This window comes from Caballeronia sp. Lep1P3, from assembly GCF_022879595.1.
Lineage (GTDB): Bacteria > Pseudomonadota > Gammaproteobacteria > Burkholderiales > Burkholderiaceae > Caballeronia.
In genome coordinates this window covers 591,483-605,839 of sequence record NZ_CP084265.1, presented here as the reverse complement: position 1 = coordinate 605,839, position 14,357 = coordinate 591,483, and the positions used below count along the sequence as shown (strand labels likewise).

Here is a 14,357-nt window from a genome sequence, read left to right as displayed (position 1 = left end):
TTCTTAACTGCAAATCCGTCCGTCAGAGCGGGTCAATCTCAGAGAGCGAACTCACGCCGGTGGACAGCGAGCTCACGCCGGTGGACAGCGAACTCACACCCGTGGACAGCGAGCTGATGCCGGTGGACAGCGAACTGACACCCGTCGACAGCGAGCTAATGCCGGTGGACAGCGAGCTGACACCCGTCGACAGCGAGCTGATGCCGGTGGACAGCGAGCTCACGCCGGTGGAGAGCGAACTCACGCCGGTGGACAGCGAGCTGAGCGCCGTGGAGGTCGAAGCCGACAGCGAGCTCATGCCCGTGGACAGCGAGCTCACGCCCGTCGAGAGCGAGCTGATGCCGGTGGACAGCGAGCTGATGCCGGTCGACAGCGAGCTCATGCCCGTGGACAGCGAGCTGATGGCAGTCGAGGTCGACGCCGACAGCGAGCTCATGCCCGTCGAGAGCGAGCTCACGCCGGTGGACAGCGAGTCGATCGCCGTCGAGGTCGATGCCGACAGCGAGCTCATGCCCGTCGAGAGCGAGCTCACGCCCGTGGACAGCGAGTTGATCGCCGTCGAGGTCGATGCCGACAGCGAGTTCATGCCCGTCGAGAGCGAGCTTACGCCCGTGGACAGCGAGTTGATCGCCGTGGAGGTCGAGGCCGACAGCGAGTTCATGCCCGTGGAGAGCGAGCTCACGCCGGTGGACAGCGAGTTCACGCCGGTGGACAGCGAGTCCATGCCCGTCGAGGTGGAGCTCGAGAGGCTGTTGACCGAACTCGTGACCGTGCTGACGCTGGCCGACATCGAGGCCATTCCCGTCGAGAGCGAGTCGAAGTTGCCCGTGGAGGACGACACCGCCGTCGACAGCGAATTCAGGCTCGTGGAGGTCGAGGCCGACAGCGAGCTCAGCTGGCCGAAGTTCACCGCGTCGTACTGGCTCGCGCCGTCCGCCACGTTCGTGAGCTTCACCGGCGTGCTCGCGCCGGCGCCGCCCAGGGTCACCTTCGTGTGCGACGCGTCGTCGTACTGCACCGCGTTGGCCACGCCCGTCGAGAGCGAGTTGATCGCCGTGGAGGTCGAGGCCGACAGCGCGCTCATGCCCGTGGAGAGCGAGCTCACGCCGGTGGAGAGCGAATTGACGCCGGTGGACAGCGAGTTGATGCCCGTGGAGGTCGACATCGACAGCGAGTTGATGCCCGTGGAGGCCGACGCCGACAGCGAGTTCATGCCCGTCGAGAGCGAGCTGATGCCCGTCGAGGTCGACGCCGACAGCGAGTTCATCCCGGTCGAGAGCGAGCTGATGCCCGTCGAAGTCGAGGCCGACAGCGAGTTCATGCCCGTCGAGAGCGAGCTCACGCCGGTGGACAGCGAGCTCACGCCGGTGGACAGCGAGCTGATGGCCGTCGAGGTCGAGGCCGACAGCGAACTCATGCCGGTGGACAGCGAGCTGAGGCCGGTCGAAGTCGACGCCGACAGCGAGTTCATGCCGGTCGACAGCGAGCTGAGGCCCGTCGAAGTCGAGGCCGACAGCGAGCTCATGCCGGTGGACAGCGAGCTGAGGCCCGTCGAGGTCGACGCCGACAGCGAGTTCATGCCCGTCGACAGCGAACTGAGGCCCGTGGAGGTCGAAGCCGACAGCGAGTTGATGGCCGTCGAGGTCGAGCCCGACAGCGAGTTCATGCCGGTGGACAGCGAGCTGAGGCCCGTCGAGGTGGACGCCGACAGCGAGTTCATGCCGGTCGACAGCGAACTCAGGCCGGTGGACAGCGAGCTCACGCCGGTGGACAGCGAGCTGAGGGCCGTCGAAGTGGACGCCGAGAGCGAACTCATGCCGCTCGACAGCGAGCTCATGCCCGTCGAGGTCGACGCCGACAGCGAGTTCGTGCCGGTTGAGAGCGAGCTAATGCCCGTCGAGGTCGACGCCGACAGCGAGTTCACCGCCGTCGACAGGGAGTTGATGCCCGTAGAAGTCGAAGTCGACAGGCTGTTCAACGTGCTGGTCGTCGTGCTCAGTCCGGTGGAGAGCGAACTGACGTCAGTCGCAACCAAGGTCGACAGCGACGTCACCATTTCCACGCCGGACGTCGACAGTGCGGTCGACAACGAATTGATGCCCGTCGATGCCGACGAGGACAACGAAGTCAACTGCCCGAAATTGACCGCATCCAGCGCGCTCGTGCCGCTCGCCACGTTCGTGAGCTTCACTGCGGAGCCGCCCTTGTTCAACGTCACTTGCGAGTGCGTCGAATCGTCGTACATCACCGCATTGCTGACTGCCGACGACAGGCTCGCCACGTTGCTGTTAGTCGTGCTCAGGCCGCTCGACAGTACGCCCACCGTGCTGTTGGTCGGTAAGCGCGAATTTATGCGCACATAGCGTCTCGGTTCAGAGCAAGGCAAGCTGCGTCCACTGATATTCTGTGGACACAGCCATGACTCAAACAGGTTCAGATACGGCGCTTCTCGCCGTTACCCTCGTCGGGCGCGACGGCAAGCGTCGCTACGACTCGCAATCCAAACTTAAGCTCATCGAGGCCTGCCTGCAACCTGGTGTTTCAGTGGCCGGATTGGCGCTCAAAGCCGGCGTGAACGCGAATCTGCTGCGCCGATGGATCAAGCTGCATGAGCAACGCCGCCGCGCCGCGGGGGCGCTGGATATTGTCGATGATGCGACGACACTCGCCGTGCCGTCGGCATTTGTGATGGTCCGCGAGGCTGGCCGCAGTGAGGTCGTTGAGCGGACCAGCATCTCGAAGCCCGACTCCGAGCCTGTGGGCACAAATCCGGCCTTGCGCTCGCAACTGACGGTGGAGATGCCCAACGGAGTGACGCTGCGGCTGGACTGCACAGCCGGTGATGCGTCGCTGGTATCGGCCATGATCGAGAGTCTGGGGCGCTGCGATGTTCAGACTCGACGCTAGACTCAAGGTGTATGTTCATCGCGAAGCCGTCGATTTCAGGAAGTCGATCAACGGGCTCGCCGCCCTAGTAGAACAGGCAGGACTGGACCCGTTTGCGCCAGCGCTATACGCGTTCAGTAACCAGCGTCACAATCGCATCAAGCTGCTCGGCTGGGACGGCAACGGCTTCTGGCTGATGATGAAGCGTCTTGAAGAAGACCGCTTCGTCTGGCCGCGCCGGCAGCAGGCCGTGATGGAATTGACCGCCGAACAACTGCACTGGTTGCTTGAGGGGATTGATATCGACGCAGTACGTCGTCATCCTGCGCGACAGTATCGACACATTGGTTGACGCAGCCGTGACGTTTAAATCGGCCTCGTCGTTACAACTTCCGTAAACCCACGCGCCCGGCGATTTCGCTAAGGTGAGGGTCATGTCAGCCCCCGATTCCACCGCCGGTCTGCCGCCCGAAGTGCTCGCCTACATCCGCGAGCTCGAGGCAAGCAACCGGGACTTGAAGGCACGCGTCGAGCAACTCGAGGAGCTGTTTCGCCTCGCGCAACTCAAGCGCTTCGCGCCGAGCAGCGAGAAGCTCAAGGATCGCGTGTTCGACGAAGCCGAGCAGGTCGCCGCGGTGGAACCTGTCGAAGACGATCCGGACGGTGTCTTCGCGTTGCCCGCCACCAGCCTGCCTGCCGTGGATGCTCCACCCCATCAGAAGCGCGGTCGCAAACCACTGCCCGCCGATCTGCCCCGCACCCGTATCGAATACGACCTGCCCGAAGACCAAAAGGTCTGCCCGTGCTGCAAGGGCGCGATGCACCGGATGGGCGAGCAGACCTGTGAGCAGTTGCATATCGAGCTCAAGGCATCGGTATTGCAACACGTGCGCTTCAAATATGCGTGTCGCCATTGCGAGCGCCACGCCGAACATACGCCGGTTGTGATCGCTTCCATGCCGACGCAGCCGCTGCCAGGAAGCAACGCGAGCCCGGCAATGATCGCTACGGTGATGACGGCCAAATACGCGGACGGCACACCGCTGTATCGCATGGAAGAGGCGCTGACTCGCTCGAACATTGCGGTCAGTCGCGGTACGCTGGCACACTGGATTATCCGTCCCGCCGAGCTGCACCTGTCCCGTCTGTATGAAGCGATGCGCAGAACACTGCTTGCGCAGTCCCTGCTTCATGGCGACGAGACGACAGTGCAGGTGCTCAAGGAAGACGGCAAGACAGCGCAGAGCAAGTCGTACATGTGGGTGTATCGCAGCGCCAAAGACAGTACCGAACCGGTCGTGCTGTTCGAATATCAGCCAGGACGCGGGCAGCAATATCCGCAGGCCTTTCTGGGCGGCTACGCCGGAACGCTGATGACCGACGGGTACAGTGCGTGGCGCACGCTGGAAGGTGTGACCCATCTCGGATGCATGGCTCACGCGCGCCGCGGGTTTGATGAGGCGTACAAGGCTCACAGGAAACCCGACGGCCGCGCACGCAAGGCGCTCGAATACTTCAAGGCGCTTTACCAGGTTGAGACCCTCGCACGCGGCGTACTGCCCGAAGGTCGAAGCCGTGCCGAGCACACGTATGAGTTGCGCCAGGCGCACAGCGTGCCTCTGCTGGAGGCGTTCAAAATCTGGCTCGATGAACAGGCGTCGCAAGTGCTGCCTGAAAGTCTGACCGGCAAGGCTATCAGCTACACACGCAATCAGTGGGCATACCTGCGACGTTATGTCGATGATGGGGTCTCACCCATCGACAACAATCTGCTCGAGCGCGACATCCGCCCATTTACGACCGGAAGAAAGGCATGGCTGTTCAGCGACACAGTCGCTGGCGCGAAGGCCAGTGCGATCATTTACAGCTTGATGCTGACGTGCCGTGCATGCGGAGTCGAGCCGTATGCCTATCTGCTGCGCGTGCTGACCGAGCTGCCGCAGCGCTCAGCGGATGCCGATATCCGGGACCTGCTCCCATTCAACTTCACGAAGCGGAACGACGAATTCGCGTCAACGTGATCGAGCGCAGATTATTCAGTGGTCCGCCGTGGTGCGTGTTAATTCGCGCTTACGTTGGTCGTGCTCAAGCTGGTCGACAGCGTGCCGACCGTGCTCGACAAGGAGCCGACCGTGCTGTTCGTCGCCGCGAGACCGCTCGACAGGCTCGTCACCGAGCTATTGGTCGTGCTCAGGCCGCTCGACAGCGAGCCGACGCTGGTCGACGTGGAATTCGACAGCGAAGCAAAGCCCGTCGACAGCAAGTTCACCGTGCTGTTGGTCGTGCTCAGGCCAGTCGACAGGCTGCTTACCGCGCTGTTCGTCGTGCTCAGACCCGTCGACAGCGTGCTTACCGTGGTCGACAGACTGTCGACCTTGCTGCTCGTCGTGCTCAGGCCGGTCGACAACGAGCTTACCGTGCTGTTCGTCGTGCTCAGACCGGTCGACAGGCTGCTCACCGAACTCGTGGCCGTGCTCAAGCCGGTCGACAACGAACTGATACCGGTCGAAGCCGACGCCGAGACCGAACTCAGGCCGCTGGACAGGCTCGTGACCGAGCTATTGGTCGTGCTGAGGCCGGTGGACAGGCTTGTCACCGCGGTGTTCGTGGTGCTGAGGGTGCTCGACAGGCTGCTTACCGTGCTGTTCGTCGTGCTCAAACCGGTCGACAACGAACTCACACTGCTCGATAGCGAGCTCACCGAGCTCGTCGCGGTGCTGAGACCGGTCGAGAGGCTATCCACCTTGCTGCCCGTCGTGCTCAATCCCGTCGACAGACTGCTCACCGTATTGTTCGTGGTGCTCAGACCGGTCGAAAGGCTGCTGACCGTGCTGTTCGTGCTGCTCAAGCCGGTCGACAGTGAACTGATGCCCGTCGAGGCGGAGACGGAGAGCGAACTCAGATTCGTCGAGAGCGAGCTGACCGTGCTGTTCGTGGTGCTGAGGCCCGTCGAGAGGCTGTTCACCGAGCTGTTGGTGGTGCTCAGACCGGTCGACAAGCTGCTCACCGCGCTATTCGTGGTGCTCAGACCGGTCGAGAACGAACTGACGACGGTCGACAGGCTGCTGACCGCGCTGCTGGCCGTGCTGACGCCCGTGGACAGGCTGTCGACCTTGCTGCCGGCCGTGCTCAGGCCCGTGGACAGGCTATCGACCTTGCTGTTCGTCGTGCTCAAGCCCGTGGACAGGCTCGTCACGGTGGTCGACAGCGAGCTTACCGAGCTGTTCGTCGTGCTGATGCCGGTCGACAGGCTGTTGACTGTGCTCGTGACCGTGCTCATGCCCGTGGACAGGCTGCTCACCGCGCTGCTCGTGGTGGACAGCCCCGTCGAAAGGCTGTTCACCGACGTGTTCGTCGTGCTGAGTCCGCTCGACAACGAAGCGAGACCGGTCGACGTGGAAACCGAAAGAGAACTGAGGCCGGTGGACAGGCTGCTCACCGTGCTGCCGATCGTGCTGACGCCGGTCGACAGGGAACTCACCGTGCTGTTGGTCGTGCTAAGGCCGGTGGAAAGGCTGTCTACCCTGCTGTTGGCCGTGCTCACACCCGTCGACAGACTATCCACTTTGCTCGAGGCGGTGCTCACTGCCGTCGAAACCGAGTTGACCGTACTGTTCGTGGTGCTCAGGCCGGTCGACAGCGAATTGATGCCCGTCGACGTCGATACCGACAACGAACTGAGGCTGGTCGAGAGCGAGCTGACGGTGCTGGCCGTGGTGCTCATGCCCGTCGACAGGCTGCTCACCGAGCTGCTGACGCTGCTTATGCCGGTCGAGAGCGAACTCACGGAGCTGTTCGTCGTGCTGAGGCCGGTCGACAGGCTGTCCACCGTGCTGTTCGTGGTGCTGAGGCCCGTGGACAGGCTGCTCACCGCGGCGTTGGTCGTGCTGAGGCCGGTCGAGAGGCTGCTTACTGCAGTGTTGGTCGTGCTTAGACCGGTCGACAGCGAGCTCACCGAGCTGTTGGTGGTGCTAAGGCCCGTGGACAGGCTGCTTACTGCGCTGTTGGTCGTGCTGAGGCCCGTGGACAGGCTGTTCACAGCGCTGTTCGTCGTGCTGAGACCGGTCGAGAGGCTGCTTACCGCGATGTTCGTGGTGCTGAGCCCCGTGGACAGGCTGTTCACGTTGCTCGTAACGGTACTTACGCCTGTCGACAGGCTGCTGACGGAACTGTTGACCGTACTCAAACCGGTCGAAATGCTCGAGACCGCGCTCGTCGTCGTACTGAGGCCGGTCGAAAGGCTGCTGATGGAACTCGTGGCCGTGCTAAGACCCGTCGACAGTGAATCGACTTGCGTCGCCGTCGATAGAGACAGACTGCTTATGCCGGTCGACGCAGACGTCGACAAGGAACTGAGGCTCGTCGAGAGGCTCGTCACGCGACTGTTGGCAGTGCTGACGCCCGTGGACAGGGAACTGACCGTGACGGACAGCGAAGAAGTGGCGGTGGACATCGAGCTGACGCTAGTCGACGGTACGCGATCCACGAACGACGCCCCTCGGAGTAAGGTGGAGAGCGCGTGATGTGCATCAGCAATGCGGGTCAGCGGAGATCTGCGGGCATCTTCCAAGGAAGCAGCGCGTCGTAGTCGTCAACGGTCCTCGCCAGAGGAAGACGTTGGAACAACCAGTGAAGGTAGCGATAGGGATCGATGCCCCCGGCTTTGCAGGTTTCGATCAGGCTGTAGAGGTTTGCACTTGCGTTCGCCCCCGCTACGGTGTCGCTAAAAAGCCATGAGCGGCGCCCGACGACGAATGGGCGAATCGCATTCTCGCAAGGGTTGTTCGAGATGGCCCAAGTGCCGTTCTCGACGTAGCGGATCAGCTTCGGCCACTGCTCGCGCAGATAGGTCAGTGCCTTCCCGAGCAAACTTTTTGGTACGACGCCGGGCGACTCCGCGAGGGCTAAAGCGTAGATGGCGTCGAGTATGCGCGTGCTGTATCGACGTCGCAGTCGCTGTCGTCGCTCAGCTGCCCATTTCTTAGAGCGGGCCTCCGCAGTGAACAGCTTGCCGATCAGCGTGATGAAGCGTGTCGCGAGCAGATCGGGCGAACGCGCGGCTTTCGGCACGTTCTCCTCCGCTTTGATGAAGTACCGTCTTAGGTGTGCCCAACACCCGAGGTGCACGAGGTCGTAGCGTTGAGCGATGTCGTTGTAAGGCTCGTAGCCATCAGTCATCAGAACGGCGCCCTTGCGGATCCCCGTGAACAGCTTGTCGGCCAGTTTGGCACCGCGTCCGGGCGTATAGCTGAAGCAGCGGATGGGGATGCCTGAATTGGTCATCTGCGCCCAGAGGTAGCTCTTCGTTTGCGGCTTGCGCCCTTTCTCTTTCAGTACCTGGAAGGTCGTCTCGTCACAGTAGATCAGTTCGGCATCGAGCAACGCATCGCGCATGAGGTTGATCACGGGCTGGGTCGCGAGGCCAACGCGAACCATGCTGGCGGCGATCGTGTTCGACGAGATGTCTCCGCCGAAGCGACACAGCAAACCGGCCTGGCGATAGAGCGGCATACCGAACTGATATTTGCCGGTGGCGATCCATGCGAGCGCCGCTTCGCTCAACAGTCCGCGCGCAATGATGCGCGGCGGCGCTGGAGTGACCTTGATGCCGAGATCGCAGCACGGACACGCATATTTAACGCGCTGGTGTTGGATCACTCGAAGCTGCTCGGGGATCACATCGAGCTGCTCGCTGATCTCCGCGCCGATCTCGACGAGCGCGTGCCCATCGTTCGTGCAAAAGCGTTCGGCTTCGGGCAATTCGTGCCGCACGACGTCGCGCGGTAGATTGGGATCAAGCGGCTTGCGGTGACCGCGCTTCTTGCGCTTGTGCGCGCCAACCGTCGTCTCCGGCGTGTCTTCTTGGGCAGGCGCGCTGTTCGCGCCGAGCACCTCGGCTTCGTTGAACAAGCCAAGTTGATCAGAATCTCGTGCCTCGCTCTTGGCGCCGAACAGTTCGCGACGGTAGGCTCGGAGTCGCTCCTCAGCAAGATCGCGCTCTGCCGTCATAAGCCGCAAGGCGCCGCGTAAGGCCTCCTGTTCTTCTCGCAATGCACGAGCAGCATCGCGCTCGGCGAGCAACGCCTTCAATTCCTCGGCGGTGATCGTGACATTGATCGGCATGGCCGGTTAGACCGGCGCACGGCCTCACTGTTCAGCTCACGCGGCGATATTCCTGCTTCGGATGCCGTCGTATCGCGGTGATGTCATCGCCATCGAGCAACGCGTGCAACACGTTGGTCGTCATCGTCACGATCTCAGCCTTGTTGTCTGGCCAGATGAAGTGGCTGCTCTCCAATCGTTTTATCAAAAGCCAGAAACCACTGCCGTCCCAGCCAAGAATCTTTATTCGGTCACGACGTCGGTTTCCGAAGATGTAAAGCGACGTGTCCATCGGATTTAGGTGCATCGACTGCTCGACGAGAATCGACAGACTGTTCATGCCGTAGCGGAAGTCGACAGGATCGCGGTGCAGGTAGACCTTCAGATTATCGTCGAACCGGAACACGGCATCCTCCCGAGCATCTGGACCACGGTGCTCAGCTCGTCGATGGTCGCCTCTGCGATGTCGAACTCAACACCGTTGGGCAAACGTATGTGCAAGGCAACCGTGATCGATGGTGTGCGCGCGGACACCGCTCGTTCAACCGTCACAGCCCCCTGAACGACCGGTACAAATGGTGATGACACGTCGGGCGCGTGAGTCCGAAAGGCCGGCGGCGTAACATCAAGCGATGCCCTGTCTACTGGCCTCAGTTCCTTCTCCGCCGAATTCTGCGCCGCATGTGTCTTCTGATAGCGCGTGATCCACTCGCGCAACAGATTCGGGTTCAAGCCGTATTCCATCGCCGTACGCGCTATCGAAACGCCGGACGTCATGCACAACTGGACCAGTTCCTCGCGGGCTTGCGGATCGTATTCCCGGCGACCATCCCGCTTCGCGCCGACTACCAGACGGCTACGCAAATCTCGATCTTCTGTCATGTACTCTCATCCCAGCTGTCCACGTGGACAGGTAGCATCAGAGAATCACTCGTCCATTGCTAGGGCGTCCCTGAAGGACCGCATACAGTCGACGTGCTCGCAGAAACCGACGACCATGCCGTCGAGATGGAACTCATCGAAGTCGACACGCTCGAGGACGCAGTGGACCACGCCGTGGAGACCGAGCTCATGTTCGTGGACAAACTGGTCGACGCGCTGGACCAAGCCGTGGAGAGCGAACTCATACCGGTCGACATGGAACTGACGTTCGTGGACAGCGAGAGCGACGTGGAACTCACGACAGTCGAGAGCGAATTCGACATCGAGAACAACTGGCTTCCGTTCACGGCATCCGTGCTGCTCGCATTGATGGCACCTGCCGTCAGGTTGGTGATGGAGTGCGAGGTCATATCCAGATACTGCAGCATCTGGATGCTCGTACTCGCTCCCATCTTCACGTAGCCGCTGCCGACCGACATCCATGCCGTGGGGCCGCTCGTGTTATCGGTGAGGTACACGCCTGTGAAACTAGTCCCCAGCCCTGCCGCCGCGTTGGAACCGCCGCACTGGTTGTTGTTGGCGCTGCCGCTGCTGGTGTTTGAAAAGCCCCAGCCGGTACCGCTGGTACATGATGCAATACTGGGTGCCGCGACGGCTTGCGCCCCGCCGAACCCGCCTGCTCCGCCAAAAAGAAGGGCCATGGAAGCACCGAGACCCATGGCGCCCTTAAGAAGCCCAGAATGACCCTCCCTCTCCAGCAGGTGCGAGCCGGCCTCACCCGAGTCCGCTCGTGCGACGCTGGAAGTACTCTTTCCTCGAGCCATCGCGGTCTCCGCGACAGCCACGAACGTACCCACTTTCTCATTCCAAATACTGCGGTATGACTTATTCATAAACCGAATTGACCCACAAAAAAACGAGCGTCTTTTACAAAAAATAAAGGAACACCTTTGACCACCACAGAGAATATTCATGGTCGCACCGCGCTTGAAGCGGACACGTCCTAATTTCGAAGAAATTCGATGGATCAACGGCAAACTGCTTCGTGCGGGCCGCGGAGATGCGCAGCGCGCGCGCTAATAGGTAGGACTAGTCTGAATTTGAGTGGACAATTTGCGCAAAAAACGACAGTGAGCTTTCCGTGTAAAAGCACGGCGACGTTTTATCGGCGCGAAATTCGGATTGGTCTTAAGACGCGTGCGGGACGCGCGTTTACGTGCGTCCCGCAGCCTTTGAAGCTAATAAGATACGAGCCGCCGCTCGCCTTTAGAAAACGCAGATCAGCGCGCAGCCTTCTGCATCAGCGAATCGAGAAGCGCCGAATATGACTCGACGAGTCGCGGATCATCCGGCAGAAACCGGGATATTGCGGAGCGTTGCGCTTCGCGATACTGCACGAACCGTTGATCGTGCTCGTCGATGGCTTGAATCACCGCGCTCATCTCGATCATCACATCGAGCTTCGTCATGGCGGTTTCCATGTCGATGAGCGGCACCGGAGCATCGACCAGAAAACGCTTCGCGTCCTCCGGCCCGCCATCACCGCCGCCCGTGACGAGATAGGTCGATTTCACCCGCGGCGAGCGTTTGAGCAACATCACGAGGTACAGGCAATTTTGAAAAATGCCGTTTTCCCAAAGCGACTGTTCGCCTTTACGAATGAAGATGGAGACGCCCACATTGAGCCGATCCGGCATGCGGGACTTCGTTTGCTTATTCATACGCCGAGTTTTGCCTCGCTGCCGACGAACAGATGCAGCAACCTTCACCGAGTCGATGACTCGTTGTGCGCGGCCGCGATATTCCGTAAGCGACGTATCGTGCTCGCGTGACGCGCGTAACACTTGACGCCCGGCTTCCTGCGCGTCGAAACCCGGGTAGTAATACCCGGCATCCAGCCACGGTGAGTTGTGCACCAGCGGATAGCCGCCATAAAGCACGTCGAGGTAGAGATAATTCTGGTCGTTGCCCCACTGATGCGATACGACTGCATCGGAGAACTGCGCCATGAACCCGGCGATATCGTTACGACCGTGGAAAGTGGCCTTGCTGTCTTTCACGAGGTTCAGCGAATTGGCCATTTGCACGAGCGTCGGATGATCTTTCATGTGCAACGTATTGAGCACATGCATGTGGGACACGCTCGAAGGGTCCGCGCGATACGCCTCTTCGCAGGCGAGCATCGCAATGCTGGATGTCTTAACGACCGAGATATTCGGTTCGAAAATCGAAACGCGGAACCCCTGCTTCCGAGCGGTGGCATCCAATGAACCTTCCGTGCGCGGCTGATAGCCATAGTGCAAGCCGTGTTCGGCCACTTCGGCAATGCGCTTCTGGAGAAACTGCGGATGCCAGATGAAAGGCACGAGATGGACATCGCAACGGTGAAGCGTTCGCATCATCGGAACGGAAAGCCGATCTTTCGACATCAGCCAGATCTCGTCGTAGCGGTCGGGCCTCATGACATGCACCGGCTTGTCGAAGACCGGCGCTTCCACGAGCCCGACGTAAGGCTGGCCGCAGCAGTAATACACGACCTTCTTACCGCGCGCGCGCATCAGGTCGAGCCATTGCGTATCGAGCGCGCCGCCCATTTCAAAAACGACATCCACCTGGTCGGTGGCGTCCGACATACGGACGATGCGCAGTTCTTTCGCCGACGCGTCTACCTGCGGGGGCAGTGCGTTTTGGTCGCCGACATCGATGAGTAGTACGTTCTCTACGAAAGGCAGCTTTTGCAGCGCATCCGCGAGGAAAATGACGTTCTGGCCAAGACCGTTTTGCCAGATGTTTTGTCCTTGATGCGTGACGACGGAAATTCCGATTCGGATAGCCATCAGTGATATCTCAGAGAATGCCGTATTGCAGTAATCGAAAGGGCGGGCGCTATTTGTTCGGCTTTGATTCACTGACTGGCGCAAAACCCGCAACACTCGGGACGGCGAAGCCAGCGGAACCGACAAACAGGAAGCGGTCTTAGCGAGCGCGAAGATCGCGACTTCTATCGTCGAATATATAGAAGAAAATTGAAATTTCCCAGCAGACTGGGATATTTATAAGAGTTGTCCTATCGAACTGCAGCGTTTCGGTAGCTGTAGCAGTCGAAGGCGTTTCGGAGGCGCACGCTACGGCATGCTCTTGGTGCAAGAGTCACTGGCGTGTCGCTCATGGTCTGGAACGCCGAATGAGATCCAATCAGATGACAGTGGTTTCTGCCAATTGGCGGCTTCGAATCAACAGAATTTTCCGGCTAATTCTCATCGAGAATTACGAGATTCTTAATAACTGAGCTTTAAGACATTTCAACATTGACCGGGCATTTTCACACTGCTAGCATTCGGCCGGGCGTTTAATTTCGGTCGCATAGATGAATATCTAGTTAACCGATTTCGGTCAAGGCGCAATACAATTTGACTGAATACGTATGGGAAACTTGGTAAGGAAAAACTCGATTCGAGTATCTCCTGTTACACGCTCAAGGCTGAGGTTTATTATATTCGTTGATTAGAAGGAACAATAAAATGATCAAGATCGAACGCAATTCATTGGCTCAGGCGCAACTCGCAGGCGGCGCTGCCAAGAGCAGCTCGAGTTCGTCGTCCTCGACCGCAGTGAACGTTGATATCACTGCCACGACGATTCCGAACCAGTAAAGCGCCAAACCATGGTTGCTCGAACCCCGCGGATTGACGCGTTGCAAGCAGAACGCGACTGCCGGTTCTAATCCGCCAATCGACGATGCGCTCTCCAGCGCATCGTCGACAGGTACGCCGAACCGGCGTACTCACTTATGCATGCGGTGCCAGCTCACTCGCAGCCCGCGCCAACCGCGTCACCTCCTCCCAGTTCTGCGCCGCGAGCGCAGCCTTCGGCGTGAGCCACGAGCCGCCGACGCACACCACATTCGGCTGGGCGAGAAACGTCGATGCCGTCTCCGCAGTGATTCCCCCGGTCGGGCAGAACTTCAGGTTCGGAAACGGACCGTAAAACGCCTGCAGCATCGGAACGCCGCCCGCCTGTTGCGCGGGGAAGAACTTGACGATTTCATAGCCCAGTTCCATTGCAGCGATGATGTCGGTCGGTGTCATCACGCCCGGCAGCAGCGGCAGGCCGGCGTCCTGCGCGGCCTGATGCATCTCCTTGGTCAGCCCCGGCGACACCCCGAACTGCGCGCCCGCCTTCTTCGCCTGCTCGCAATGTTCCGGCTTCGTGATGGTGCCGACGCCCACCACGATGTCATCCGCGAGCTGGCTTGCGCGCTCGATGGCCGCGATGCCCGCCGCCGTGCGCAGCGTGATCTCCAGCACCTTCACGCCGCCCGCATGCAGCGCGCGCGACACATGTTCGCCCTGCTCGACGGAATCGAATGCAAGCACCGGAATCACCGGGCCAAGACGCACGATTTCGCTTACCGTTTTCATTTGATGCGACTCCTGTTTTAAGCGGCGCCTTATCGGACAGTCCGCGGGTTTCTGATTCGAGCGGTT

General features: G+C 60.4%; 11 protein-coding genes and 1 pseudogene. 4 read left to right on the top strand and 8 right to left on the bottom strand.

What is annotated here, in order from left to right:
* Nucleotides 1–22 precede the first annotated feature (22 nt).
* On the bottom strand, nucleotides 23–2,245 hold the full coding sequence (locus tag LDZ27_RS28970) for a beta strand repeat-containing protein (RefSeq protein ID WP_370653385.1): 2,223 nt from the start codon (nucleotides 2,243–2,245) through the stop codon (nucleotides 23–25).
* A gap of 173 nt (nucleotides 2,246–2,418) precedes the next feature.
* Between LDZ27_RS28970 and LDZ27_RS02850 the strand changes: the two genes are divergently transcribed.
* The 3 genes from LDZ27_RS02850 (at nucleotide 2,419) to LDZ27_RS02840 (ending at nucleotide 4,907) form a co-directional block, all read left to right on the top strand.
* Nucleotides 2,419–2,907, top strand: coding sequence for a transposase (locus LDZ27_RS02850; protein WP_244815236.1), 489 nt, complete (start codon nucleotides 2,419–2,421; stop codon nucleotides 2,905–2,907).
* Nucleotides 2,888–3,238, top strand: coding sequence for an IS66 family insertion sequence element accessory protein TnpB (gene tnpB / locus LDZ27_RS02845; protein WP_244815235.1), 351 nt, complete (start codon nucleotides 2,888–2,890; stop codon nucleotides 3,236–3,238). Before LDZ27_RS02850 ends, tnpB (LDZ27_RS02845) begins: the two co-directional genes overlap by 20 nt.
* An 82-nt stretch (nucleotides 3,239–3,320) precedes the next feature.
* Nucleotides 3,321–4,907, top strand: a complete 1,587-nt coding sequence (locus LDZ27_RS02840) for an IS66 family transposase (protein WP_244815234.1) — start codon at nucleotides 3,321–3,323, stop codon at nucleotides 4,905–4,907.
* Nucleotides 4,908–4,960: 53 nt separating this feature from the next.
* Here LDZ27_RS02840 and LDZ27_RS02835 read toward each other — a convergent pair.
* From LDZ27_RS02835 to LDZ27_RS02810, 6 genes and pseudogenes are all read right to left on the bottom strand, one after another.
* Nucleotides 4,961–7,357, bottom strand: a pseudogene (locus tag LDZ27_RS02835) (beta strand repeat-containing protein); the annotation flags it as partial.
* A gap of 71 nt (nucleotides 7,358–7,428) precedes the next feature.
* A complete protein-coding gene (locus LDZ27_RS02830) occupies nucleotides 7,429–9,009 on the bottom strand; it encodes an IS66 family transposase (protein WP_244815233.1) in 1,581 nt (526 codons plus the stop codon).
* Nucleotides 9,010–9,040: 31 nt separating this feature from the next.
* The gene (tnpB, locus tag LDZ27_RS02825; RefSeq protein ID WP_244815232.1) at nucleotides 9,041–9,394 is read right to left on the bottom strand and encodes an IS66 family insertion sequence element accessory protein TnpB; all 354 of its coding nucleotides are present in this window, start codon (nucleotides 9,392–9,394) and stop codon (nucleotides 9,041–9,043) included.
* Complete coding sequence (locus tag LDZ27_RS02820) at nucleotides 9,370–9,870, bottom strand: transposase (protein WP_244815231.1); 501 nt, start codon at nucleotides 9,868–9,870, stop codon at nucleotides 9,370–9,372. Before LDZ27_RS02820 ends, tnpB (LDZ27_RS02825) begins: the two co-directional genes overlap by 25 nt.
* A 59-nt stretch (nucleotides 9,871–9,929) precedes the next feature.
* Nucleotides 9,930–10,763: an ESPR-type extended signal peptide-containing protein gene (locus LDZ27_RS28965; RefSeq protein WP_370653349.1), complete on the bottom strand. Its 834-nt coding sequence runs from the start codon at nucleotides 10,761–10,763 to the stop codon at nucleotides 9,930–9,932.
* 387 nt (nucleotides 10,764–11,150) lie between these two features.
* The gene (locus LDZ27_RS02810; protein ID WP_244815229.1) at nucleotides 11,151–12,833 is read right to left on the bottom strand and encodes a DUF2827 family protein; all 1,683 of its coding nucleotides are present in this window, start codon (nucleotides 12,831–12,833) and stop codon (nucleotides 11,151–11,153) included.
* 558 nt (nucleotides 12,834–13,391) lie between these two features.
* Here LDZ27_RS02810 and LDZ27_RS28855 point away from each other — a divergent pair.
* The gene (locus LDZ27_RS28855; RefSeq protein ID WP_255751443.1) at nucleotides 13,392–13,523 is read left to right on the top strand and encodes a hypothetical protein; all 132 of its coding nucleotides are present in this window, start codon (nucleotides 13,392–13,394) and stop codon (nucleotides 13,521–13,523) included.
* A 135-nt stretch (nucleotides 13,524–13,658) separates the two neighbouring features.
* Here the strand turns inward: LDZ27_RS28855 and eda are convergent, their stop codons facing one another.
* Entirely contained in the window at nucleotides 13,659–14,291 is a 633-nt protein-coding gene (gene eda, locus LDZ27_RS02805; RefSeq protein WP_244815228.1) for a bifunctional 4-hydroxy-2-oxoglutarate aldolase/2-dehydro-3-deoxy-phosphogluconate aldolase, read from the bottom strand.
* Nucleotides 14,292–14,357: the final 66 nt, after the last annotated feature.